Source organism: Vicinamibacterales bacterium (assembly GCA_036012125.1).
Lineage (GTDB): Bacteria > Acidobacteriota > Vicinamibacteria > Vicinamibacterales > UBA823 > UBA11600.
The window spans coordinates 1-25,729 of the sequence record DASCOS010000026.1; the positions used below are offsets into that span (position 1 = coordinate 1).

Here is a 25,729-nt window from a genome sequence, read left to right on the forward strand (position 1 = left end):
TACGGGTCTATCTGTTGAAGGACCTGATCGACCGATTAGAGAGCGGTGCCATGGCAGATTGTGGCTAAGCTTGCGCCGACGCATCACCCTTAGATATCAACCATGACTCCCAACGGACCTAGTCGTAGACCGTACGGTCTGGGCATTCCGCGGCAGCTGGTATTGCTGGCGACGGCAGTCGCAGTGCTGATGGGCTTCTTGTACACACTCTCACCGGTGAGTGTGTGGTGTGGTGTGGGAGTCGTGGGGCTCTTTATGTGGGCCGGCACTGGGCTGCCGGATCGTGAACGGCGGTGGCTTCTCAGCCTGTTGGCGGTAGCACTGGGCTTGCGGCTTCTCGTCGTTATTGGCCTGTTCCTGCTGACGGACCCGGACCAGCGCCCGCTGGTGAGCTTTTTCTTCGATGGCGACGGGATATATCTGAAACAACGCTCAATGTTTTTTCGGAACTGGTGGCTGGATGTTCCAATCCATCAGGCCGATCTTAATGTTGCATTTAACGACTACGGCTGGACGGGTTATATCTACGTGCTCGCTTATCTTCAGTATCTTTTTGGACCGGCACCCTTCGGGGTCCACCTGTTCAACATTCTGTTGTTTCTAACTGCTTCAGTGGCGCTGTACCGTCTGGTGCGAACGGCGTATATCCCGGCCGCGGCCCTGGTTGGTTTGACGCTGCTACTCTTTCTCCCGACCCTGTTTGCGTGGTCGATCTCGGCCTTGAAAGAATCGTTTCACCTGTTTGTTGGCACGGCAGCACTTATTGCCGCGGTCGGGATGGTGCGGGGCCGAGGTTGGGTCAAACTTCTTGCGGTCGTCGGACTTGTGGCTGCGATGGGGGTACTTGCGACGATTCGAGGAGGCGCGTTCGAAATTATGGCTGCTGGGCTCGCGGGTGGGATGCTGGTGAGGGTGCTGACCCTAAAGAAGTGGGTTGTGGTTGCCACGCTGGTCTGTCTCGGTGCGGGGCTGTTCGTCGTGAGTCGTAGGCCTGACTTAATAGATCGCGCGACGAGTCCGATTTTCGGTGGTAGGTCCGTGCGAGCACTTATCATACCTGTCCTCCGACGAACGGCAACGGTTCATCTGTCACACGCCATTTCACCTGGACATGGGTACAGGCTCCTAGACGACTCGTTCTATACGACAACTAGCCTCTTACGTGCATCCGCAATTGATCCAGGAAGTCCAGATAAGGCTGTTGCGACCCTGACGCTCCAGGAACTCACGCGATACGTCGTTCGGAGTGCGGTCGCGTTTCTGGTGGTGCCACTACCCTGGGACGCCGTGTCGTGGAGCGAACTCATCCTGGTGCCCCAACAGGTCGCATGGTATCTGATGGTGCCGTTGGCCCTGGTGGGTGTTGTCGCCGGACTTCGGCGAGACGTGTTAGTCACTTTGCTCTTAGTGAGCTACATTGTGGTTGCGGCTGTGCCCATTAGCCTGAGCAATGGAAATATCGGCACACTGGTACGACATCGAGACACGGTTGTGCCGTTCATTGTCTGGTTGAGTGGCTTGGGTGCGGTTTCTCTGACGGGATGGCTTGCCTCTCGTCGTTGGTTGCATACCGGTGATGTAACTGTTGAGGAAAACGAGCTACGGCAAAGGGAATTCACGGCAAGATGATGGGTTCTGACCACTCCCGACCTTGCGGAAAATCCAGACCATTTGGTCAGCAGCCTATGACCGATGGATACCGCAAGAATATTCTTAATGAAAAATGGTGATGATGAACGAGTTCTACTCCAGGACTAACGATTGAAGGAATAAGGGACGAGTGCGAGGCCAAACGGTGTATTCTAGTTAGGCGAGGGAACTATGGCTTTTGTCAATCAATTTTATGATGTTGTGCTGGTTGAAACTCCGGCTGAGCATCTTGTCGAAGCCAATGATCAGCCGCCTTATCCTGCTATTGGAGTGGCCTATATAGGAAATTACTTAGAGAAGGCCTGTTCTATTACTCCGGCTGTTATTGACCCACGTTTAGGTAGGATGACAGTTCGGGCAACAGTGGATCAGGTTATTTCGATGAAGCCAAAAATTCTTGGCTTATCCTCAATGACTTACAACGTTGGGGTTGCCGCTAGGATTTCCGAGGAGGTGAAAAAGCACCTTCCGGGAGTGGTTACTGTTCTCGGGGGATTTCATGCGGCAGCATTACCCGAAGAAACTCTAAGAGAATATCCGACGTTTGATTTTGTGGGCGTAGGAGAGGGTGAAGTTCTCTTTTCCAAGCTGGTCGAGGCCACTCTATCTAACAAGGGTACGACTCTTCAAATTCCTGGTTTATGGCACAGGGATAAAGAGGATGGGCGAATAGTCAACCAAGGGCGAGGCGAAATTCCTCCTACGTTGGATGAACTTGGAGAGCCGGGTTGGCACTTATTAGATCAAGATATTATCAAGAAAAATTGTACCGATATGGTCTTAATGACCATGAGGGGATGTCCTTTTTCCTGCGTGTTCTGTGCAAGGCCTTATGGTCAGATAGTACGTAAGAGAAGGGCTGATTTAGTCGTAGATGAGATTGAAAGAAGCTGCGAACGCTATGGTGTGAAAATTTTTGAATTTTGGGATGAAACTTTTACTGTCGATAAGAAGCACACACAAGAAATTTGCAAAGAGATCATAGCGAGAAATTTGAAGATTTCGTGGAGAAGCATGACTCATGCAAACACGCTTGATGTAGAGACTGCGAAGTTAATGAAGGAATCCGGTTGCATGCTTGTTGCCCTCGGAGTGGAGTCTGGCGATCCGACCATACTCAAGCAAATGGGCAAGAACGTGACCAAGGAAAGAGTAGTAGAGGCGCGAAATGTCTTGAAACAGGTGGGTATAAGGGTGAGAGGGCTTTATATTTTTGGCCATCCCCATGAGACGTTTAAGACAATTTTTCGGACAGTACGATTTGCAACAAAATTAAATGCCGAGGAAACTTGTATTGGCATCTTAGTTCCTTACCCCGGCACCGAAACCTATCAAATGGCATTAAAGGGTGAAGGTGGCTACCGAAAAATGTCTTTAAAGTGGAGTGATTACAATAAACAGATTGGTAATGCCATTGAATTAAAGAATATTTCAAGAAGACAATTAGAAATGTGTCAGCTGCTGGCCTATTTCTGGCTCTTCATCGTTCGCGGCAAGTGGTCTGAGCTGTATAAAACGACTACCGCAAGTAACCAAGGCTTTATTTGGAGAGCGGTGTTATCCATTGTAATTAAGATTCTAAATCCAACTGGTAAGACCTATAGGAAGTGGTTCTCGAATTCGGGCACGGTTTCGCAACACATGAAGTAATTCGCAAGCCAGAGTTGTTTTTTACACGCCCATGGCCGGCTCCGCGTCAGCCGTAACGTTCCTCGAGGCGTCTATCGTTCCACCCATATCGGCAGCCTTGAAGCAACGCTCTTTGCTGTCTCGCAATACGTAGTTGGATATTTCACGTGCTTGGTCAGAAAACACTTCTCGTTAATCCGCCACTCGTTGATGGCATTCGCTTCACGCGCCAGGGTCGTTGCCAGGAGCGGGAAGACGTACTCGGGACGACCAAGCCTCCATATACGCTGGTATTGCTGGCTTCATTGCTGAGAGAGGCTGGCTGTGAGGTTCGCCTAATCGACCAGACGGCCGAGAATCTATCAACCGCTGACCTCATCGCGCGTCTTGACGCTGAGGGTTTCGTTCCGACGATCATAATCTTCTGCAGCACGACCCCTACGCTGGAAGCTGACGCAGCCGAGATGCGCACGCTCAAGGCACACTGGAGGGTGCCGATATTTTGCTTCGGGTCTCACGCCTCCTGCGCCCCAGAACTCTCGATGGAAAAGGCGCCTGATATTGACGGGATGTTTGTTGGTGAACCGGAAGACGGCGTGGTTCAGCTCGCGGGTTTGGATTCCCTCGCCGAAGCCGACCTTGTTCCGAGCCTGACTTTCCGACAGAAAGGTGAAGTTATACCCTGCAAGTCGACTGGGACATATGCCGGCTTTACGGAGATGCCGTATCCGGCATGGGACCTCTTGCCGCTGAACCAGTATCGGCTTCCCCTAACGGACAAGCCCTACGTGCTTATTGAGAGTAGTCGTGGTTGTCCATACACGTGCGAGTTCTGCGTGGTGCCTCTCCTCCAGGGTCACATTTTTCGTGAACGTGATGCGACTGTTCTGGTTGATGAGATTGAACGGACACAGCGAGAACTTGGCATTGAGTATTTCTACATCTGGGGCGACACGGTGACACTCAATGTCAAGACGTTTAGTCGGTTTTGTGATGAGCTTATCGAACGCGACCTGGGTATTAAATGGTTCGGCAATTCTCGTGCGGACAGCTTAACCGACGAGGCGTTCGTCCACCGGCTCAAGCGATCAGGGTGCTGGATGCTCTCTATGGGGATTGAATCAGAGTCCGACGAGCTTCGGGTTGATATGGTCAAGCGCCTCGAAGCAAAGAATATCCGGACCGCAGTCGAGAACCTTCGAAAAGCTAACATCAAATCGTTCGGCTTCTTCATCTTTGGGTTTCCTGGTGATACTCCAGAAACTCTTGAGCGCACCATACAATACGCGCTGGACCTCGACCCGGACTTTGCCAATTTTTACCCGGCTGTTCCATACCCGGGGACGGAGCTCTATGAAAAGTGTCGCCGGATGGGTCTCCTGGCAAGTGACGAGTGGTCCAAGATGGAGTACTCGTTCTATCTTCTGGAGGGAAACGGACTCGACGAGAGGATTGTAATGAGTTCAATCAACAAGGCTCGTCGGCGCTTCTTTCTCAGGTTCCGGTACATCAGACGTCACTTTGGAGACATCCTTCGTCTCATATACACCAAGCGAGCGCTTACATGGCAGGTGGCGAGGCGATTATTGCTTAACGAGCGAACAAAATAACCGGCGGGACGTCCAGTGGAGCCATCGTTGGACGCTGATTGCTGGCCTTGCATGGAGTCGACAGTGGATAGTAGGCAAGTGCATGTCGCCATTTGGTTTGGGTCTATGCTGGGGGCGGTAGCTGGCGATAGCTAGGCTGTGGACGGTCACGCTTGGTGAGAAGCTGATAGACGAACAGATTGCCTAACTGCCGGAGATACCTGAGTGTCTCGTGCGCGTTCATTTTGCTCTCGCCGATTATGCGGTTGGTAAACACATACGGAAGTTCTACGACCGCGTGTGCGTGGCCACGTACGAGGAGTTCAAGGCAAATCTTAAAGCCCACTGCCGAGAGCTGTGTGTTGTGGATGACAGGGCGTTTCACGAGAAAGAACCCCGAGGTAGCGTCACGAACAGGGGTCAAAGGTCGAGCCAAGCGGCAACCCAAACGCGACAAGATCAAGCGAGAAGTCGACCATCCCCGTGTGCTACCCCCAGGAATGTATCGACTGGCTACTACGAAATCAGCATCTTTACGGATTTCGTCGAGCATGTGGGGGAGAAGTGCTGGTGGATGACCGAAGTCGGCATCCATGACACCGAGCACATTGCCTTGCGCCGCAGAAAATCCCTTTATGACGGCACTTCCGAGACCAAGTTTGCCAGGCCGATGTATGACCTTCACGTTGTCGTCCTGCTGTGCCAGCTGGTTGGCGACTTCGCCCGTTCCATCTGGCGAATTGTCGTCCACGACGATGACCTCTCCGCGAATGCCTGCGCTCCGAAAGGTGCTGGTGATGGTGTGGATCAATTCGGCGAGCCGCTCGCGCTCATTGTAAGTGGGAATTACGACTGAGAGGTCCATATCTCTCAGTCACTATAAGCCATCCTGTGATTTGCCGACACCAACGAACGCGGTGCTGCTGGGTACTACCCGGCAATGCCATTGGGTATTGGTTACGGGGCCTGCATGTTCAGCGTGAAGACCTTATGGCGACGCTCCCTTGGGCGCACTGCTCTACGGATTGGATAGAAGTGGGTGTATAGCGTGTTGAAAGAACCATTCGATCACGAGATGCCTTCAGGGAAATCCCTAGCGATCCTCAATGTGATTCCCACGCTTGGGGTTGGCGGTGCAGAGCGCTGGCTAACTACTCTTGGTCCGGCTCTCCAAAAGCGCGGACACGAATTTCACGTGGCGGCGCTCTGGGCTCCCTATAACCTCGAGCAAGAACTTGAAGCGTCTGGAATCCAAGTCTTCAGGCTCAACGTGCCGCACCGTCGTCTGTTTCCCATTGCGATTGCGAAACTACGAGCGCTCATACGCCGGAATCGATACGACATTGTGAATGGCCACCTCTTATTTGGAAGTCTATATGCCCGGTTTGCCGCTACGTTTGCACGTGGACCAGCTCGGGTGGTCAGTACGATGTACAACTTGGGCTACGACAGTTATCCAGCCAAGAGCATCTACAGGAGGTTAGGAAAATACTTAGATGGGTGGAGCGCCAGACGGTTCGACGACTTAGCGATCTGTGTGAGCCACGGCGTGGAAGCGCATTACCGGAAGCACCTTGGCTTGGCAAAAACATTCGTTTTACCACTTGGAATCTCACCAGAAACCATCATCGGTAAATCCACGCGGGATCGAGATGAGCTGCGACGTTCGCTGGGCATAGACAACTCATTCGTGATTGTAAACCCTGCCCGCTTCGTACCGGAAAAGGGCCATCGGTACTTGCTTGAAGCGCTTCGCATCTTGAAAACGGTTCATGGACTCACGCCGCAGGTGCTTGCTATCGGCGGAGGGTCTCTTCGCCCGGTGATTGAGGAGGCTGCGCGGGAGCGGGGGATAGTAGCCCAGGTCGCATTCTTGCCGGCTCTTCCGCAGCAACACCTATTGGAATACATGCGGGCGGCGGACCTCATGGTTCTTCCGTCGACCCACGACGGTTGCCCAACCGTTGTCCTTGAGGCGATGGCACTTGGTATTCCAGTTGTCGCAACTGCCGTTGGGGGTATCGTTGATCAAGTGGATCCTGACGTCTCCGGGCTGTTGGTGCCCCCGGCTGACGCAGAGTCTCTTGCCGACGCTCTTCAACGCATCATGAATAACCAAGAGCTGAGGGAACAACTGGCCCACACGGCCAAGCGGCATGTCGAGCGCTTCTACGTAGCTGAGTTGGCTCAGGGCTACGAAGCCCTCTGTATGCAACTCTTGACAAAAGGGCGGGCGGGGACACCCAGTACGACCAGTGTGCCAGAAATCGGCACGTGACCGTGCTTGATGTAGCGAACCGGAGACACGGCTAGGACCATCATGCTCGAGCGGTACTTTTTCTTGAGTGGAGATAGTCGCCGGTGGGTGAAGTGTCTTCAGGAAATGTAGGTGCAATAGAAATGCCGGTCGTACGCTCGTTACTGGGCATGCCGCGGCAGCTGGTTTTGCTGGCGACGACGGTCGCAGTGCTGGTGGGCTTCTTGTACACACTTTCACCGGTGGGTGTGTGGTGTGGTGTGGGAGTTGTGGGCCTCTTTACCTGGGCCGGTCGCGGATTGCCGGGTCGTGAGCGGCGGTGGCTTCTCAGCCTGTTGGCGATAGCACTGGGCTTGCGGCTTCTCGTCGTTATTGGCCTGTTCCTGCTGACGGACCCGGACCTGCGGCCGGCGGCGAACTTCTTCTTCGATGGCGACGGGCAGGCTCTGAAGGCTCGCTCGCTGTGGCTGCGCAACACCTGGTTAGATGTTCCAATCGGGGAGATGTATTTTCGTCTAGCCTTTCAAGACTATGGCTGGTCAGGTTACCTCTACGTGCTCGCTTATCTTCAGTATCTTCTTGGGCCGGCACCCTTTGGGATTCACCTGTTCAACATTCTGTTGTTTCTGGCCGCCTCAGTGGCGCTGTACCGTCTGGTACGAACGGCGTATACCCCGGCCGCAGCCCTGGTTGGTTTGACGCTGCTACTCTTTCTCCCGACCCTGTTTGCGTGGTCGATTTCAGCCTTGAAAGAATCGTTTCACCTGTTTGTTGGCACGGCGGCACTCATTGCCGCGGTCGGGATTGTGCGGGGTCGTGGCCGGCTGCAACTCCTTGCGGTCGTCGGTCTTGTGGTTGCGATGGCGGTACTCGCGACGATTCGAGGGGGCGCATTTGAGATCATGGCTGTTGGTCTGGCGGGTGGGATGTTGGTGAGGGTGCTGACCCTAAAGAAGTGGGTTGTGGTTGCCACGCTGGTCTGTCTTGGCGCGGGGCTGTTCGCCGTGAGTCGCATCCCCGATCTCCAGGCTCGCGTGACAGATCCAGTCACGACCGTTCTTCGAACAACCGCGCAGACGCATTTGGGCCACACGTTTACACGAGGCCATGGGTACAAGCTGCTGGACGACTCGTACTATAAAAGGTATTTCACCGACGGCAGTAACATCCATTTAATGCGTTACCCCGACCTCGTTGAGATGCTGACGCCTGGGGAACTCACGCGATACGTCGTTCGGAGTGCGGTCGCGTTTCTGGTGGTGCCGCTACCTTGGGATGCCGTGTCGTGGAGTGAAATCGTTCTAGTGCCCCAACAGGTCGCATGGTATCTGATGGTGCCGTTGGCCCTGGTGGGTGTTGTCGCTGGACTTCGGCGAGACGTGTTGGTCACCTTGCTCTTGGTGAGTTGTATTGTGGTTGCGGCCGTGCCCATCGGTCTGAGCAATGGAAACGTCGGCACACTGGTGCGGCATCGAGACACGGTTGTGCCGTTCATTGTCTGGTTGAGTGGCTTGGGTGCGGTTTCTCTGACGGGATGGCTTGCCTCCCGTCGTCGATTGTCTCTTGGTGAGGTGAGTGTTGAGAGGGAAGGTCTGAGTTGAGGATGAAGGCAACGGTTGGAACGGAGAGGGACTTGTGCGCCGTCGTATTGTGGTTGGCTTAACGGCATCGACTCTCATGGGGGTGGTCTTTCTTGTTGCCATGATGCCAGTGGCGACTCAACAGGGGATCAACTACGAAGTTTCGACCCACCATGTATCGCTTCATCAGAAAGTTTTCGATTTTGTCTATCGGTCTAACCACTATCAGTTACTTGCTGATGAGGCTACCCTAGGTACGTCGACTGACCAGGAGCGAGTGCTTGCTGTTTTCGACTGGACACAGCGAAATATTCCTCGGACTCCTAAAGGATGGACGGTTGTCGACGACCATATCTTGAACATCATCATCCGCGGCCATGGCACGGCAGACCAGCGCGCGGATGTATTCACGACGCTGAGCACGTATGCAGGCGTTCCAGCTTTCTGGGCGAAGGTAAGGCTTCAAAAGTCACAGGACGGCATCATCCTGTCCTTTGCGTTGGTTGATGGCCGCTGGGTGGTGTTCGATGTGGACAACGGAGTCGCGTTCCGTAACGACCGGGGTGATTTGGCGACCTCAGGCGATCTACGCAATCGGCGAGACCTCATACCTTCGAGGTTATATGACCTGAAGGTTGGAGGCACCCCATACCCTCGATTCTTGGAGCATTTGCAGCGTCCGCCAGTACCGAACCCTCTTCGCGCAGAGTTGCAGATGTCAGGGCAGCGATTACGGTATGAGTTGAGACGCGTGCTAAGTGTAGGGGAGAGCGATGGATTTCAACGGTAAGGTCATTCTAATCACAGGTGGGACAGGGTCATTTGGGCAAAAGTTTCTAGAGACGGTTCTGGAGCGGTATGAACCGCGAAAGGTCATTGTCTTTAGTCGTGACGAGTTGAAACAGTCCGAGATGGCCAGGGAATTCGGTGGACCGAACGTCCGCTACTTCATTGGCGATGTGCGTGACTTGGACCGCCTCAAGCGTGCCATGCATGGTGTTGACGTAGTGGTCCACGCGGCGGCAATGAAACAGGTGCCAGCGTGTGAATACAACCCCTTCGAGGCTGTTAAGACCAATGTGCTAGGTGGGGCGAATGTGATCGAAGCATCCATTGATGCTGGCGTCAACAAAGTTCTCGCTATCAGTACGGACAAAGCAGTGAACCCCGTCAACCTGTATGGAGCGACGAAGCTCTGCACCGAGAAACTGTTCGTGCAGGGAAATTCCTACGTTGCCGAGGGTGGCACACGTTTCAGTTGTGCTCGGTATGGCAACGTTGTGGGAAGCCGCGGGAGTGTGATCCCACTGTTTGTTGAGCAACATCAGAGTGGAACCATTACCGTTACCGACGAACGGATGACGCGCTTCTGGATCACCTTGCAGCAGGGTGTGGACTTTGTCATTCAGAGTCTGGGCGTGATGGAGGGCGGTGAGATTTTCGTGCCTAAGATTCCCAGTATGCACATTCTTGATCTTGCCAAGGCCGTTGCACCAGGGAGTCAGGTTGAATTCCGAGGGATTCGGCCCGGGGAAAAATTACACGAGGTGCTCGTCTCAGAGGATGAGTCCCACCATACGCTTGAGCACGAGAAATTCTTTGTCATCACACCGCTCCATTCTTGGTGGCGCAGTGACAACTGGCAAAATGGCCAGCCGGTGCCCACCGGGTTTCGATTTAGTAGCGACGCAAATACGCAATGGCTCTCGGTGGACGACTTACGCGCGTTGGTAGATGACATTACGCAAGATTTATGACCTCTAACCCTCGGCGGGACACGCCTCTGGCAATTCACGGTGGCCCTCCTGTCCGTAAAGCGCTATTGCCGTATGGCCGACAGACGCTAACTGAGGCAGATGTGGCTGCGGCAACGGAGGTGTTGCGCTCGGACTGGCTTACCACGGGTCCGAAGGTTGCAGAATTCGAAGAGGCGATAGCCGACTACGTTGATGCGCGGCACGCAGTGTCATTTAGTTCTGGGACGGCAGCACTTCATGCCGCTGTACTTGCTGCTGGACTCAAGCCTGGTGACGAGGCGATTACAACGCCGCTTACATTTTGCGCGACTGCCAATGCGGCGCTTTACGGCGGGGGCACACCGGTCTTTGCTGATGTTAGGGACGAGACCCTGACGATCGATCCGAAAGAGGTCGAACGCCGTATCACGCCGAGAACGAAGGCGCTTTTACCCGTTGACTATGCAGGTCAACCGGCGGACCTTGATGCGCTGTTGGCCCTTGCGGATCGTCATGAGTTGCTCGTTATCGAGGATGCAGCGCATGCGTTGGGCGCTAAGTATCGAAGTCGTATGGTGGGGTCCATTAGTCACATGTCTGTGTTCAGTTTCCATGCGGTCAAACACTTGACGACGGGTGAGGGGGGCATGGTCACGACGAATAACTCTGATTTTGCGCAGCGGCTCCGCGAGGTTCGAAACCACGGGATAGATAGCGATGCTCGTGCACGCCAGGCCGCTGGACACTGGCATTATGAGATGACGACGCTCGGGTTCAATTATCGGCTGACTGATATTGCGTGTGCCTTGGGCCTTGCACAGCTTCCGCGTCTATCTGCTAACTTGGCTAGGCGACGAGCGATCGCCGTGCGCTATGGAAAGGCGCTAGCCACTGTTCCTAGCCTGACGCTGCCGATTGTGGCGGCTGATGTGACCTCTGCTTGGCATTTGTATCCCGTGCGTGTCGATGCCTCAATCGATCGAGCCGAAGTATTTAATGCGCTGCGGGCAGAAGGTCTAGGCGTAAATGTACACTACATACCAGTTCACCTTCACCCGTATTACCGTAGCCGATTCGGCTACAGGGGTGGCGAGTTTCCGATCGCGGAAACCGCGTCCGGTCGGCTCATTAGCCTGCCGATGTTTCACGGGATGACTGACGAAGACGTCGACGATGTGATCTTCGCTGTAGAAAAAGTAATGAACTACTTTTAACCTGGGGATTATGATTGTGGAGAGTTCCGAAGGCCGTTCCACAGCGCCTCGGCAATCCGAAAGTCCTCCTCAGTATCGATGTCTACCGTCTGGAGTTTGCTGGGCAGTTCGATGAGCCTGACAGTGTTCCAGTCCCAGTAAGTACCTTCACGAAACAAGTACTCTTTACTGAAGAAGTAGAGCGCATGCGCAAACTCCAAGACGGGCTTGACGGTCTTGGTATTGATGGTGTGGGCAGTAATGTCAAAGTTCAGTGGGTGGCGGTCGAGGGACAGTAAATGATTTGTCTTCCGGATAACGCCGAATGCAGGCTGTGAGTCGTTAGCTATGCAATCGTCAAGAAACGACGTAATGGTGTCGAGTTCTAAAAATGGTAGTGAAGCATTGACGCAAAGGAAGTGTGTGAACTCGAGCGGTTGCAGGAACGAGAGGATCTCGACAATGGGTTCGTCGATCGTAGCCGACCGTTCATCGCGTTGCACGAATCGGACGCCATGGTTATTACAGAGTGAACGAAACTCTGGTTCATACCCAGCAAAGAACGTGGGTTGGTGGCAGCGCGCGAATTTCGTGAGGAGGATGTCGGTCAAGGTGGTGCCGGCGAGCGGTCGCAGCATCTTATTCGGGCACCGCTGGCTGTCCGTTCGCCCGAAGGAGAAGATGGCGACGTCTGTTGTGGGTGGATTGCTCATACCGGTCATCCTACTCTCTGCGCCCATCAAACTGGTGAATAACAACGCCCAATAATTCTAGAGAATGCTGATCCTAGATCAACAACGGCTGAAGGGGATGAGAGATTTTCTGAGGTATCTTGATTCAGCCAGAGATGGCCGATGACCGTTGGCGCGATAGTGCAGGCCCGCTTAGGCTCGACGCGGCTTCCTGGCAAAGCCTTGCTCGACATCGCGGGGACTTCGATGGTCGCAAGAGTACTCGACCGAACCCGTCGAGCACAGACCATCGACCGCGTGATCTTAGCGACCACCACCACCTCTCAGGACGATCGGCTCGTGGAATACGTGCGTGGACTACCGGTTGAGGTTTACCGAGGGGATGAGGATGATGTCCTGGACCGCTACTACCAAACAGCCGAGCACTACGCGCTGGATGTTGTGGTCAGGATTACATCCGATTGTCCTTTACTTGACCCAGGTCTCATTGACCAAGTTGTTCAGCCTCTCCTCGATTCGTTGTCAACAGTGGATTTCTCGGCGAACACTCTAGTGCGAACTTTTCCTCGTGGTCTCGACGTTGAAGCCGTGACTTCGACTGCGTTGAAACGTGTCTGGCGGACAGCGAAGGCGCCGCACCAGCGGGCGCATGTGTTCCCATACGTCGACGAGCACCCCGAGGAGTTTTCAACCGTGAGTATCACCGATGAGATTGATCGCTCCTGGATGCGCTGGACTGTGGATTTCGAGGAGGATTTAACCTTTGTTCGCCAGGTCTGCCGCTTTCTTGAGACTCAAGAATTCACGTGGCGAGATGTGCTGATGCTGTTAGAACGGCAGCCTGAGTTGCTGCGGATCAATGAGATGGTGCGTCAGAAATCTGCGCACGACCTTTGATATTGCAATGAATCACTCCAGCGAAGGGACCAGGGTATGACTATTCTCGTCATTGCTGCGCATCCTGATGACGAAGTTCTCGGGTGCGGTGGCACGATTGCTCGTTACGCTAATGAAGACGATGTCCATATCGCTATTCTTGGCGAGGGGGTCAGTTCCAGATACGAGCAACGAACCGACGTGCCCGCGGCGCAGCTCCAGAAGCTCCAGGCGGACGCCAAAGCGGCGGCGGAGGTTCTGGGTGCGCGGTCGGTGTCGTTTTGCGGACTGCCGGATAACCGATTCGACGAAGTTGGGTTACTAAACCTCATCAAACCGGTTGAGAAGTGGGTGGAAACATTTAGGCCCGATGCCATCTATACACACCATCCTGGTGATTTGAATATCGATCACAGTATGACGTTCCGAGCTGTGCTTACAGCTACCCGTCCAGATGCTTCTAGAGTGAGTGTGCCTAATCTTTATACCTTCGAAGTGCCGTCGTCGACCGATTGGGCCTTCCAACGGGTGTCGCCGGTGTTTCGGCCAAACGTATTCGTGGACATTAAGGATTCCCTCGACTGTAAGATCACCGCCATGCAGTGCTATGAAAGTGAGCGACGTGAAGCACCACACCCCCGCTCGCCAGAAGTGTTGCGGGCTGCGGCTACGCGGTGGGGTTCCACGGCAGGAATGTCGTGTGTTGAGGCCTTCGAGTTGATTCGGTCGGTGAGGTAGGACGTTCTGTCTAACGGTGAGGCAACTGGTGGAACTCTGGCATGAGTAGCAAGTTGGCGATTGTGTTTTGTGTCCATCACAAACCTTGGCTCATGATGGCCACTCTTTTGACCACGGTGACACAAGACCGCTTGGATGCTGATTTCTACTTCGTCTACAACCTAGGGGATGGAACGAGTGCTCGAGAGTCATATCGGGAATACGAGCAGATCGCGACTACTTTGGGGGTAAACCGAAAACTCAGTCCATTCGACGAGCGAGTTCGCGAAGTATGCCGACTTCGTCGCACTCGAATCTTTGAGTTGGAATACGAGAATGATCACGGGTTAGATTCTGGCGCTTGGTACAAGTTCATTCGCGAAGGACACTGGCGTGCTTACGAGCGCGTGCTCTTTTTGGGTGAAGGGGCCATTCTGGCCCACCCACGGCTACTCTCGGCGTTAGTGGATTTTACGGAACGCCGCCACGTGCATTTTGTCGCATCCGGACACGAGAAAAGACGGATACCTCGGGACGTCGCGGAGGGGTGTCACGCGAGAGATGTCGAGACATCGCCGATAGGGCGGTTTTACGGACAACAATTTGTTGAGACATTCAGGATTTTCTGTCGCGATCCCAAGTTCAAAGTTCTCTATGAGCGATGGGGTTCAGATTTCTCTATCGAGACCGAGAACCACGTGCCGAATGTGTCCCAAAGGGGAGCGCTCCCGCGCCTCATGAGGGCTCGGATCCAGCAGAAGTGGGGCTCGCCCTTTACTCACCCACACGTTTCGTGGCCTGGACGAACCGTCCGACGGATTCCGCTGGTATTCGATAGATGGGCTTCACAGGCGAGTATGTGGGTCGGGCACACTGTCAAGGATACCGGTGGTCCTGTCTTGGCTTACCACAATGGCATACCCCAAGTGGTGACAGAGTCAGATGCTGAGCATGGCGTGCACTTTCACCGTGAGCGTGGCCCTGAGTGGTTTGGATGTGCGGCCCTTCACCTGTTGTCCCGTGATTTTCTATTGCGTTTGAGTGAAAAGCTGGATCAGTTTGAGATGTACGACGCTCTAGACATGCCATTTGCGGGTTCTCCGCTCGAACATATCTGGGGCTTCCTACCGGCCTGGTTAGGCTTTGAGAAATGGTTCACGGACGGATTTCACCGGGTACGCAAGCAGTTCACGACGTATCAGCGCGAAGACTATCCACCGGAAATGGCTGGTTATATTAATCGCTATCACCGGGGGCGACTAGTGGTTGGCTGGCACGAGGACCACCTGAAACTCCAGGCATGGCGGTCGGACTTGGGCGACCTACGGCAGGTTTTACCCGCCGCGTACTTTTAGGCACTCTTGGCAAAAGGAGCAGTTCTTGATCATCATTGCGGAGATTGGTATTAACCACAACGGCAGCGTTCATCTTGCGCACGAGTTAATCAGGCAAGCCAAGGCTGGGGGCGCTGACATCGCCAAGTTTCAATTTTATGATCCATACAAAGTGTTTGGGCCAGACGGCACTTATCCAGACCCCGAAGCGCTCAGCCAAGCTCTAACTGTGCAGTTCGGTTTTGACCAGGCGGCGCAACTTAAGACTTGGTGCGAGCAGGAGGGCATTGAGTTCATGGCTTCAGTGTTCGACCTCGAGCGATTCAAGTGGATGGAATCCCTCGGCGTTAGCCGGCACAAGGTTGCGAGCCGTGTCGTGCAAGATCGGAAGCTGTGTGAACACATTCTAGCAACCGGACTCGAGACGTTTATCTCGCTCGGGTTCTGGGATGGTCAAGGCGTACCCTATCAGCGCTCCAACGCACGATATCTGTACTGTGTTCCTAAATACCCGTGTCCCTACGAAGATATTTGCCTGCCACAAGGGTTCGCTGACTCAATCTATGAAGGATTTAGTGATCACACGATCGGTATTGAGGCAGCGCTGGTTGCGGTGGGGCGTGGTGCACGCATTATTGAAAAGCACTTTACACTTAACAAGGGACTTTCGGGACCAGACCATATCTGCAGTGCGACGCCAGATGAGTTAGGAGAACTCGTATGCCTGGCGCGTCTTATGGAGAAATTTGACTGATGAAGTCACCAGACATCTCGATTGTAATCACCAACCACAACTACGGAAAGTATATTCGCCGCTGTCTACGCTCCTTAATCAATCAAGATTTAGAGCGCAATCGCTACGAGATCATTATCGTTGATGACCACAGTACTGACGATTCCCTCGAAGCGGTAAGAACCTTCCAGGGGGCCGGCGACGTGAAGGTCATTGTTAATAAACGCAACCTAGGTGTTGGTGCCAGTTCGCGAATTGGGGTGGATAACTCCCGTGGAAAGTATTTCGTTCGGGTGGATGCGGACGATTATGTTCAGCCACCGTTTCTCTCGATGCTCTACAACTTTTTAAAGTTCTGCCCGCAATACTCTGGTGTTTCATGTGACTATTTCGTGACCGATGCCGACGAACGCATTTTGTCAGTTGAATCGTTTAGCGAAAAAGGTCTCGCGTGTGGACTGATGCTGCGGACCTCGTATCTCGAGCGCATTGGTTCGTATAACAAGAAGAAGAAAGTGTTCGAGGACGTCGACTTATTTGAACGGATCGATTCAATGAAACTCTTTCATTTGCCGGTGCCGCTCTATAACTATGTGAAGCACGACAACTCACTGACTCACCGTGCCTGACGTTTCTTCACGTGGACCGACGGCTACGCCACCTGCGTTCATGTGGCTGATCTTTCGGTATGCACGACGCCATGCTGGCATCGTCGGACTCGTTGCCGGCGTGACGCTGGTTGGCAATCTTTTCGCTGTCTTGCAGCCGGCGATTCTGGCCGCACTGCTTACAAGCCTCTCGTTAACGCCCCCTCAGGCCATCCCGGCCTCCGGGTCCTGGCTCGACCTCAACTCACTCGGCGTGCGCGTTACGGGCTTATTTCTTGGAACTGGTGCGACCGGAAACAACGTAGCGGTCTTTTTCGGGCTGCTCTTCCTACTGCAATCAACGTTGGTGGCGGGCGCTACCTACCTGGCGGACTATGGGGCTGCTTGGCTACGGACTCGCTATGCGAAGCTCATTCAACACGACTTGCTTAAGCATCTGCTGCACCAGGATATGGCTTTCTTCTCCCGGGAGCGGACAGGTGAACTCATCTCACGAGTCTCGACAGATGCGACGAATACGGCGGCCGCTCTAGGACCGCTCGTTCGGAGCCTGATTCATCACAATGTCCAGATCGTAATCTACTCGGCGTACTTGTTCAGCACTAGTGTTTGGCTAACATTTGGCTCACTGGGGTTGTTACTGCTTCAGTTCGGTCTCACACAGGTGCTCAAGAAACCGATCCGCCGTCGCACCAGGGAGCAAACTGATAGCAGTGCCGAGTTAGTTGGAGCCGTGCAGGAGGCTCTGACGAGCGTACGCGTTACCAAATCCTTTGGTGCAGAGTCGTTCGAGTTGAACAAGCTCGATGCAACAATCGATCGCGTATCCTCGGCGGTCCTGCACGAGAGTCGTATCAAGAAGGCCGAGGGGCCCACTCGGTCGGTTCTGGATGCATTCGCCGTACTGGGGATCTTTCTCATTGCCGTTCTTGAAGTCCGTGCGGGTGAGCTAACGCTTGAGGGTCTACTGCTGTTCACTTATGTCGGGAAGCTATTGATCGGTCCGATTAACCATTCGGCAACGAGCTTTCTGTGGGTGGAAGCGACAAAGGCGGCTTATGGTCGCGTCAGCGAATTACTCACCGAAAGGCCAACAATTATCGATGGGGACGTGCCAAAGACCTCGTTTGATAAGGCGATCCAAGTGCAGGGAGTTTCCTTTTCGTACGGTCGTCGCCGCGCCATTGAGAATGTGACGTTGGAGGTGCGCAAGGGTGACTTTGTCGCGCTCGTCGGCCCCAGTGGGGCGGGGAAGTCCACGCTTGCGGACCTGGTACTTCGATTATACGACCCAGAGGCTGGCACTATTCTCATGGATGGGGTCGATGTTCGAACCTACCATCAGCGAGAGTATCGACAGCTGTTCGGAGTCGTCTCGCAGGAGAATTTACTCTTTCATGACACCGTGCGGAACAATATCCGTTTTGGCCGTCCGTCACTCACAGACGCCGATTTGGAGCGGGCCGCTCGCATTGCAAATGCTCATGATTTCATCATGGCATTGCCACAGGGGTACGACACGCTGATTGGAGATCGGGGTACGCGTCTCTCGGGAGGAGAGCGGCAACGGGTGGCGATCGCGCGCGCGGTAGTGCATCGTCCCAAGATCCTGATATTGGATGAAGCGACCAGTGCGCTCGACAGTACATCAGAGCGACTCGTACAAGACGCGATCAATCGTGTTGTTTCTGAGGCAACTGCGATCGTCATTGCGCATCGGTTATCCACGGTAATGCACGCTGACCGTATTGTCGTGCTCGACCGCGGCCGGATCGAAGCCATCGGGTCACACTCAGACTTACTCGACGTCAGTCCAACTTACCGTCATTTCTGCAGTCTCCAACTCAGTGCGTTAGACATTCCTCTAACACCGAAAGAGGATGGTGCGTGAGAGGCTTAAGTTTCGGGTATCGCGTCTTTACTCGGAACACCGGTGTCTGTGTAACCTCCTGCGGGGTGGAAGTCTGCATACAGGTCGCCGTCATTGTATGAATGAGTGGTTCTATCACGGACTGGTTAGGGGATCGGCACACGCCGAAGATTGGTTAATCACGCATGAGTAAGCGAGTTTTGGTAACGGGTGGAGCTGGTTATCTTGGATCTGTTCTCTGTGAACGGCTCCTTCAGACCGGATATCAGGTCACAGTGGTTGACAACCTGCTTTACTCCCAACACGCCCTCTTTCATCTCTGCTCGCACCGGGGATTCGACTTTCATCACGGTGATGCCAGGGATGAGAAGCAGATGAATCCCTTAATTGCTGAAGCCGACGTATTGATTCCGCTGGCCGCAATTGTCGGTGCGCCTGCGTGCGACCGGGATCCAGCGTTGGCCACGTCGGTGAACCTAGAAGCCGTGCAAATGATGAATCGCCTGCGCAATAGACACCAGCTGATGATTTACCCAACCACCAACAGTGGGTATGGTGCCAAGTCGGGGAAGGTGCATTGCACCGAGGACACGCTGTTAGAGCCGATCTCGTTCTACGGAAAGATGAAAGCGCAGGCGGAAACAGAACTCCTACAGTGCAAGAACGTCATTACTCTCCGTTTAGCTACGGTGTTCGGAATGTCCCCGAGAATGCGGCTGGACTTGCTCGTGAATCATTTTGTGTATGCTGCGGTTAGTGAAGGGTATCTCGTTCTGTTTGAAAAAGACTTTAAGCGTAATTACATTCACATTCTTGATGTGGCCGACTGCTTTATGCACTGTATTGAAAATGCGGATGCCATGGTGGGTCGCTGCTATAACGTCGGACTTGACGCAGCCAATCTTTCTAAGGAAGAACTTGCTCTGAAGATAAAAGAATACGTTCCGGGGTTCTATCTGCACGCTGCTCCTGTGGGCGAGGACCCCGACAAACGAAACTACATTGTATCTAACCAGCGTTTGCGCGAGGCCGGCTTTGAGGCGCATCGCACGCTCGACCAAGGTATCCAAGAGTTGATCAAAGGTTATCGGATGCTTGCGCGGACCCCTTTGAAAAATTCGTGAGACTTCCTGACCATGATCGTTAGTCGCACACCCTACCGCATCTCATTTTTTGGAGGCGGGACAGACTACCCGACTTGGGTAAGTCAACATGGTGGGGCGGTGTTGGCAACAACCATTGACAAGTATTGCTATCTTACTTGCCGTTGCCTCCCTCCGTTCTTTGACCATAGGTATCGCGTAGCTTATTCGCAGATCGAGACGTGTCAGACCGTCGATCAGATCACGCATCCGGCCGCCCGTGCAGTGATTCGATATCTACAATGTGACCACGGTCTTGAAATTCATCACGATGGTGATTTACCCGCTCGTAGTGGCGTGGGTTCGAGCTCTGCCTTTACCGTAGGGTTGTTGCACGCGCTGCATGCCCTGGCGGGTCGTACACCAAGCAAGCTGCAGTTATTTTCTGAAAGTAGTCACATCGAGCAAGACGTTCTGAAAGAGACCGTTGGATTTCAGGATCAAGCTCTCGCGGCGTACGGAGGATTGAATCACTTAGTGTTCCACCAGGATGGCAAGCTATCAATCCGGGGTCTAACACTGTCGAGTGAACGAATCAATGAACTGCATGCGCACCTGATGCTGTTCTATACAGGTATCGTCCGAACGGCATCCGATGTGGCAAGAAGTTACGTTGGCGATATTCTTGCTAAAGAACGCGAGTTGACGCGTATGGGTGATTTTGTCACTGAGGGGCTCTCGGTTCTGGAGGGTGGCGGTGATATTGGCGATCTCGGTGGCTTACTGCACGAGGCTTGGTGTGTGAAACGTAGCCTCAGTGGCGCTGTCAGTAATTCCGAACTGGATGAGATATACAACCGAGCGCAAGGGGCCGGAGCCTTGGGCGGAAAAGTGATCGGTGCGGGTGGAGGTGGATTTATGTTGTTGTTTGTTCCACCGGAACACCAGAACGACGTTAGAAAACGACTTGACGGGTTGCTGCAAGTACCGTTTCGGTTCGAATCCAAGGGGAGTGAGATTATCTTTCGTGCTCCAGATGAAGATTACTCGGCCACGGACTCTTCCCGGAAGAAGCATGTCACTGTCTCGCCAGGGGAATGCGCCACTAACAAGGCGGTGGAGCAGTGACTGCAGAGCGCAGGAGGTTTCAACGGGTATTGATTACTGGCATCGCTGGCTCCGGTGGAAGTTACCTAGCGGAGTACATCGTGGAGCATCACCCCGACGCCGAGGTGCATGGCATTTGTCGGTGGCACAGTACCACTTCCACAGACAACCTGGCCGCCATCCGCGCGAGTATTCGCCTACACGAAGCAGACCTGATGGATTTCAGCTCAGTGGTTGCGGTCATGCGGTCTGTGCAGCCTGATGTGATTTTCCATTTGGCGGCCTATGCAAATGTCCAGGCCTCGTTTACCACTGCCAACGCGGTGTTGGCCAATAACATACTTGGCACCAGCAATCTCTTTGAGGCTGTCCGTTTGGCGGATATTGATCCGATTATTCAACTGTGTAGCACCTCCGAAGTCTATGGGCAGGTCGACCCGAAGAATGTACCAATTACGGAAGAGTGCCCAATGCGACCGGCCAGCCCTTATGCGGTTTCAAAAGCGGCTCAAGATCTCCTCGGTCACTCATATTGGATGAGCTACAAATTGAAAATCATTCGGACACGCATGTTTTCATACCTGAACCCGAGACGAATCGACCTATTCGCAACAAGCTTTGCGAAACAGATTGCGTGGATTGAGGCAGGTCTGATTCCCAACGATCTGCGTCATGGCAATTTAGACAGTGTGCGAACCTTGATTGATGTCCGCGACGCGATGCGGGCCTACTGGGAAACGGTTGAAAAGTGTGAGCCGGGCGAGGTCTACAACATTGGCGGTACAACGACCATGACGGTTGGTGACTTTTTAGGCAAGCTTATCGAGTTGGCGTCTGTTCCAGTCAATACTAGATGTGACCCCGATTTGCTACGTCCGGTGGACGTCACACTACAGATTCCTAGTGTTGAAAAATTTAGTCAAGCGACAGACTGGAAGCCGACGGTCTCATTTGAGCAAAGCATGGCGGATCTTTTGGCCTATTGGAGACGTGAAGCTAAAGGCGCGGTGCATCCCGACGAGTCTGTAGGACCATTCTGATGGCACTCAATTGGCCGTTGATGGAGAACAATATCAGTCGTTCTGATTTGGATGCAGTGATCAGATTTCTTAAGCAGGATGAACCGATTCTCACACATTCGAAGCAAGTGCGTGCCTTTGAACGGGAATGGTCCAAGTGGTTGGGCGTAAAGTACAGCGTTTTTGTTAATTCTGGATCATCGGCTAATCTTCTGACACTTACCGCTCTCCGTGAAACGCATGGTCTCGGTGAGATTATCGTGCCGCCACTAACGTGGGTGTCGGATATCGCCGCGGTTCTTCAATGCGGGTTTAAGCCAGTGTTTGCTGATATTCATCCTCGCACTCTTGGACTGCATGATGCCCAAGTGTTGTCCAAGGTTACAAAACGGACCAAGGCAGTCTTCCTGACGCATATACTCGGTTACAACGCACTAACGCAGCGCTTACTCGACGAGCTCGCCAGTCGTGGAATTCCCCTAATCGAAGACGTGAGCGAATCACATGGTGCGACGTTCTGTGGGCGGAAGCTCGGCACGTACGGTCTCATGTCAAATTTCTCCTATTACTATGCCCATCATCTAAGCACGATCGAGGGCGGCATGATTTGTACGAATGACCGCAGCTTGTTCGACATCCTACAGATGCTACGTTCTCACGGGATGGTACGAGAATCTTCATCGGAAAAGGTAAAGCGTGCGTATCGTAGGAAACACCCTGATCTCAACCCTGATTTTATCTTCGCTTTTCCAGCTTATAACGTGCGTCCGACAGAGATAGGTGCCATCTTGGGCCGAGCGCAACTCAGACGTCTTAATTCCAACAATCGGATTAGGGTAATAAATATGAATCTGTTTCTCGACAGTCTCGACCCCGCCATCTACCAGACGGAGTTCGAACGAGAGGGTAGCAGTAGCTATGCATTCACTCTGGTGCTTAGAAAAGCAAATCGAACATTCTGCCAGAAGGTTATGTCGTTGTTGAGCCGGCATGGCGTGGAATTTCGACGAGGCACCTCGGGTGGTGGAAACCAGCTCCGACAACCCTATTTACAGAAATTGGTTGGACCGAATTTTGCGAAGAGATTTCCGATTTGCGAGCATGTACACTTTTTTGGCTTTTATCTTGGGAACTATCCCACGCTCAAACGGCGCAAGATCCGCACCCTGTGTGAAATGTTGAACGGTCTGTAGCGACGCGTGCACTGGTCGACCGCTTCAGCAGTCCTTTCTCGAGTGTCAGCCTGAAGGGAGCGAGATGTGCCAAGGAGGCTCGGAAGAGCCGGTTGATGGTGAGGATTCTTTACGTATTTACGGGGGGGCGCCGATCGCGGTTCCTGGCAGTACGGGCAGGAAACGAGGTGCCGGAGGAGTTTCTCTATGGGGCCACTTACCTCCAGTCCATAGGCTACGACGTTGATATTCTTGAATTGTCGGATTTGTCTCCTGACAAGACTTTGCCAATTTATTCGGAGCTCACCAGGCGGAATACGGAACTCCAACAGGCAACTGGTTTTACTTCAACTAGCCATTTTTTTGTCGGAGCTCTGAATACACTCAACCAATACGATGTGATTGTTGCCGGTAGTGACTCGATTGCCTTCGGCCTCTCACACTTCATTGCTCAGGACGCTATCCGTCCGAGAGTGTTCGGGGTCTTAAACGCCTTGTTGTTTACCCAAGCCATAATACGCAGCGAACCTCTGACTGCACGGGTTAAGGACATTTCAAGAGACCTCTACTACAGATTTATTTTTGGCCGGTATCGTAAACGACGACAACTTTATCGTCAGTTATTGGAAACAACTAGCGGGACGATATATGGCGACCGATCGGGATATGAAATGGCACGACGAATGTTTCCTGAGTTCGACAAGAAGATACATCTGGTGGCTGCGTGCGTTGACACAGAGTTTTGGAGACCAAGTCTTACTGCGGCTCAGCGCGATACAGCCTCGGGAACCATTCTGTTTATGGGGAACGATCGCGGTCGTGATTTTGAATTGGTTCTACAGATTGCCAGACACCTTCCGCATTTTCGCTTTGTATTTGTAACGGATCGAATTCAACCGGAACAGGTTTCGGCAAACGTTACGCTCAAACAAGGAGATTGGAAAAGGAATCTGATTTCTGACGTTGAGATTCGGCAAATTGTGCAAGACAGCGCGATCGTGATTGTCCCGTTCAAACCTGGCGAAGTCCGTACTTTAACAACCGTCACGATGCAGGCGATGGCCTGCGGCAAGCCGGCCCTAGTGACAAAGACGTCTGCATTGTGGTGGCCCACATTCATCGATCGTCAGAATGTGTGGTTTGTTCATTCGGGGAAACTCTCGGAGTGGTGTGAAAGTATTGAAAGGCTCATGCGAGATTCGGTCGTCCGACAACGAATTAGAATAAATGCGAGACGGCTGGTGGAAAGGCAGAACAATTTGACGGTGTTGGGTAGTAAATTAGATGCGCTCATCCAACAACAGTAACCGCCTACCGTCAGAAACTGCCGATCTCATCTTCAACAACATCTTCCTGAATTAATCTCTACGGATCGAAGGCATGGAGTGTAATTGTGGGTCATCCCCGCCTCTCTGTAGGAGTCCATCTGAAGTGTTTGTTTCGATAAGTAATTGATTAATTGAAAAGAAGAAGAAGAGGTCTCTGGTTTCGGTGAAGGTTCTATTCGTCATTACGCGGCTTTCGGACTATCGACTCTTGGGCCCTGTGATCGATTGTGCACTCAGGTCGAAGTGGCAAGTTGAGTGCCTCCACGACTACAGTTTTCCAACGACCGGTATGAAGAAGTATCTGTTCCCAGCGATCGCCCAAGTGCCGAACTTCCAACACGGACAACCGAGTGTTCAAAGCTATCGCGGTTCGGCTGAACTGGTAGAGCGACTTAAACACGGTGACAGTGATGCTGTTGTGTCGATGGCACCGCTTCAAACAGATACAGCCGGTGCGGTTCCAAATAGATATCCTGTCTGGACATGCGTGCAGTCAGGTCTCGATACCTTGATGAACTCTTCGAATCGTTTAAAGGGATGTGACCTGCTGGCACTCTACACTCGCTGGTGGCTTGACTGGGCCGTGTCCCACTACGAAGCTACGGAGCGTGTAAGCGATGTGTCCGCACTTCGAAGAAGCCTCGAATCCCGCAGTCGGTTTGTCGGAAGCCCAGAGCATGAAGCTGTGCGATTGGTGGATCGACAGGCCGTGAGGCGTCGATGGGGGATTCCATCTGATCAGCCAGTTGTGGTTCTCTTACCCTTTCCGCAGGGTGTAGGAAGACGCACTTTCTGGCCCAAAAAAATATTTTCGGAGCCCAGCCGTGTACGCCGCGTAGTCAATGCGATTACGCATGGCAAACTCAGCTATTTAGGAGCGGCGTGGTCCGATGTAAATGATGTTGATGTGGTAAGCGCAATCCGGAACTTTTGTGATCGAAACGGCGCGTTTCTTCTCGTCAAATCTCGACAGAAAACGCCTACTCCGCCATATTTGCGTGCGGTTTCGGACAAATGTATCTACGACGAAAGTTTCTATCCACCCACAATTATTGAAGCCCTGAGCATCGCCAATCTTTGTATTAGCTATTACAGTCTGGGTGTTTTTGAGGCTGCTGCTCTCAGAGTTCCTCACTTCTGTATCGCTCACAGTGCCGAGGATTATCTTGGCGACGACGCTGGACATTTGGATTCGCTGCATCAGGGCGAGTTTTTCAACCGTCGGCCTGGGGGCGCCTTTCAATTTAGCGGAGTGTCAACCACTGCAAGTGCGGATGAAGCGGTCGCTTTGCTTCAGAGCCGCACCCTTGACGATTTTGGTGTCAAGGTCTCCTCCCAAGATGAGTATCTGAAGAAGTTTCTTGGTGAAGGAGATGGTCAAGCGGCCATGCGGGCGGTCGATGCGATTGAGAGCTTTGTACAGTCTACTGATGTGAAGAAGAGAAGATCGGAATGGCTTCGCGAGCTGAAACAGACGACTGGTCACCCATCGGATATCGGCCGCATTATCGTTGATCCAGAAACGGCAAACCACGGGACTTTCGATAGTTAACTGAA

General features: G+C 53.1%; 22 protein-coding genes. 20 read left to right on the forward strand and 2 right to left on the reverse strand.

Annotation, left to right across the window (positions count from 1 at the left end; all coding sequences use genetic code 11):
- Window positions 1-102 precede the first annotated feature (102 nt).
- The 3 genes from QGH09_09215 to QGH09_09225 all read left to right on the forward strand — a co-directional run bounded on the left by QGH09_09215 (window position 103) and on the right by QGH09_09225 (window position 4,889).
- Complete coding sequence (locus QGH09_09215; protein ID HJO18361.1) at window positions 103-1,629, forward strand: hypothetical protein; 1,527 nt, start codon at window positions 103-105, stop codon at window positions 1,627-1,629.
- A 192-nt stretch (window positions 1,630-1,821) separates the two neighbouring features.
- Window positions 1,822-3,300, forward strand: a complete 1,479-nt coding sequence (locus tag QGH09_09220; GenBank protein HJO18362.1) for a radical SAM protein — start codon at window positions 1,822-1,824, stop codon at window positions 3,298-3,300.
- Window positions 3,301-3,446: 146 nt separating this feature from the next.
- Window positions 3,447-4,889, forward strand: coding sequence for a radical SAM protein (locus QGH09_09225; protein HJO18363.1), 1,443 nt, complete (start codon window positions 3,447-3,449; stop codon window positions 4,887-4,889).
- 103 nt (window positions 4,890-4,992) lie between these two features.
- Here the strand turns inward: QGH09_09225 and QGH09_09230 are convergent, their stop codons facing one another.
- Window positions 4,993-5,733, reverse strand: coding sequence for a polyprenol monophosphomannose synthase (locus QGH09_09230; protein ID HJO18364.1), 741 nt, complete (start codon window positions 5,731-5,733; stop codon window positions 4,993-4,995).
- A gap of 183 nt (window positions 5,734-5,916) precedes the next feature.
- Here QGH09_09230 and QGH09_09235 point away from each other — a divergent pair, with 183 nt between their 5' ends.
- The 5 genes from QGH09_09235 to pseC all read left to right on the forward strand — a co-directional run bounded on the left by QGH09_09235 (window position 5,917) and on the right by pseC (window position 11,655).
- The gene (locus QGH09_09235) at window positions 5,917-7,146 is read left to right on the forward strand and encodes a glycosyltransferase family 4 protein (GenBank protein HJO18365.1); all 1,230 of its coding nucleotides are present in this window, start codon (window positions 5,917-5,919) and stop codon (window positions 7,144-7,146) included.
- Between the two features lie 122 nt (window positions 7,147-7,268).
- Entirely contained in the window at window positions 7,269-8,726 is a 1,458-nt protein-coding gene (locus QGH09_09240; GenBank protein ID HJO18366.1) for a hypothetical protein, read from the forward strand.
- A 34-nt stretch (window positions 8,727-8,760) separates the two neighbouring features.
- Window positions 8,761-9,495, forward strand: coding sequence for a transglutaminase-like domain-containing protein (locus tag QGH09_09245; GenBank protein HJO18367.1), 735 nt, complete (start codon window positions 8,761-8,763; stop codon window positions 9,493-9,495).
- Window positions 9,479-10,462 (forward strand): UDP-N-acetylglucosamine 4,6-dehydratase (inverting), encoded by a 984-nt coding sequence (gene pseB, locus QGH09_09250; GenBank protein HJO18368.1) that lies wholly within the window; start codon window positions 9,479-9,481, stop codon window positions 10,460-10,462. Before QGH09_09245 ends, pseB begins: the two co-directional genes overlap by 17 nt.
- Entirely contained in the window at window positions 10,459-11,655 is a 1,197-nt protein-coding gene (gene pseC, locus QGH09_09255; GenBank protein HJO18369.1) for a UDP-4-amino-4,6-dideoxy-N-acetyl-beta-L-altrosamine transaminase, read from the forward strand. Before pseB ends, pseC begins: the two co-directional genes overlap by 4 nt.
- A gap of 8 nt (window positions 11,656-11,663) precedes the next feature.
- Here pseC and QGH09_09260 read toward each other — a convergent pair whose 3' ends face one another.
- Window positions 11,664-12,347, reverse strand: a complete 684-nt coding sequence (locus QGH09_09260; protein ID HJO18370.1) for a hypothetical protein — start codon at window positions 12,345-12,347, stop codon at window positions 11,664-11,666.
- Between the two features lie 141 nt (window positions 12,348-12,488).
- Between QGH09_09260 and QGH09_09265 the strand changes: the two genes are divergently transcribed.
- The 12 genes from QGH09_09265 to QGH09_09320 all read left to right on the forward strand — a co-directional run bounded on the left by QGH09_09265 (window position 12,489) and on the right by QGH09_09320 (window position 25,724).
- On the forward strand, window positions 12,489-13,223 hold the full coding sequence (locus tag QGH09_09265; GenBank protein ID HJO18371.1) for a glycosyltransferase family protein: 735 nt from the start codon (window positions 12,489-12,491) through the stop codon (window positions 13,221-13,223).
- A gap of 36 nt (window positions 13,224-13,259) precedes the next feature.
- Entirely contained in the window at window positions 13,260-13,940 is a 681-nt protein-coding gene (locus QGH09_09270) for a PIG-L family deacetylase (GenBank protein HJO18372.1), read from the forward strand.
- Window positions 13,941-13,981: 41 nt separating this feature from the next.
- Entirely contained in the window at window positions 13,982-15,274 is a 1,293-nt protein-coding gene (locus tag QGH09_09275; protein ID HJO18373.1) for a hypothetical protein, read from the forward strand.
- Window positions 15,275-15,299: 25 nt separating this feature from the next.
- Window positions 15,300-16,007, forward strand: a complete 708-nt coding sequence (locus tag QGH09_09280) for an N-acetylneuraminate synthase family protein (GenBank protein HJO18374.1) — start codon at window positions 15,300-15,302, stop codon at window positions 16,005-16,007.
- On the forward strand, window positions 16,007-16,615 hold the full coding sequence (locus QGH09_09285) for a glycosyltransferase family A protein (protein HJO18375.1): 609 nt from the start codon (window positions 16,007-16,009) through the stop codon (window positions 16,613-16,615). The genes QGH09_09280 and QGH09_09285 overlap by 1 nt, the downstream gene beginning before the upstream one ends.
- A complete protein-coding gene (locus QGH09_09290; protein ID HJO18376.1) occupies window positions 16,608-18,485 on the forward strand; it encodes an ABC transporter ATP-binding protein in 1,878 nt (625 codons plus the stop codon). The genes QGH09_09285 and QGH09_09290 overlap by 8 nt, the downstream gene beginning before the upstream one ends.
- A 164-nt stretch (window positions 18,486-18,649) precedes the next feature.
- Entirely contained in the window at window positions 18,650-19,588 is a 939-nt protein-coding gene (locus QGH09_09295) for an NAD(P)-dependent oxidoreductase (GenBank protein HJO18377.1), read from the forward strand.
- 12 nt (window positions 19,589-19,600) lie between these two features.
- On the forward strand, window positions 19,601-20,674 hold the full coding sequence (locus QGH09_09300; protein ID HJO18378.1) for a hypothetical protein: 1,074 nt from the start codon (window positions 19,601-19,603) through the stop codon (window positions 20,672-20,674).
- Window positions 20,671-21,693 (forward strand): GDP-mannose 4,6-dehydratase, encoded by a 1,023-nt coding sequence (locus QGH09_09305; protein HJO18379.1) that lies wholly within the window; start codon window positions 20,671-20,673, stop codon window positions 21,691-21,693. The genes QGH09_09300 and QGH09_09305 overlap by 4 nt, the downstream gene beginning before the upstream one ends.
- Window positions 21,693-22,865 carry a DegT/DnrJ/EryC1/StrS family aminotransferase gene (locus QGH09_09310; GenBank protein HJO18380.1) on the forward strand — a complete coding sequence of 391 codons (1,173 nt, stop codon included), beginning with the start codon at window positions 21,693-21,695 and terminating at the stop codon, window positions 22,863-22,865. Before QGH09_09305 ends, QGH09_09310 begins: the two co-directional genes overlap by 1 nt.
- Window positions 22,866-22,960: 95 nt before the next feature.
- Window positions 22,961-24,151, forward strand: a complete 1,191-nt coding sequence (locus tag QGH09_09315) for a glycosyltransferase (GenBank protein ID HJO18381.1) — start codon at window positions 22,961-22,963, stop codon at window positions 24,149-24,151.
- Window positions 24,152-24,335: 184 nt separating this feature from the next.
- Window positions 24,336-25,724, forward strand: a complete 1,389-nt coding sequence (locus tag QGH09_09320) for a hypothetical protein (protein HJO18382.1) — start codon at window positions 24,336-24,338, stop codon at window positions 25,722-25,724.
- The last annotated feature ends 5 nt before the right edge of the window (window positions 25,725-25,729 follow it).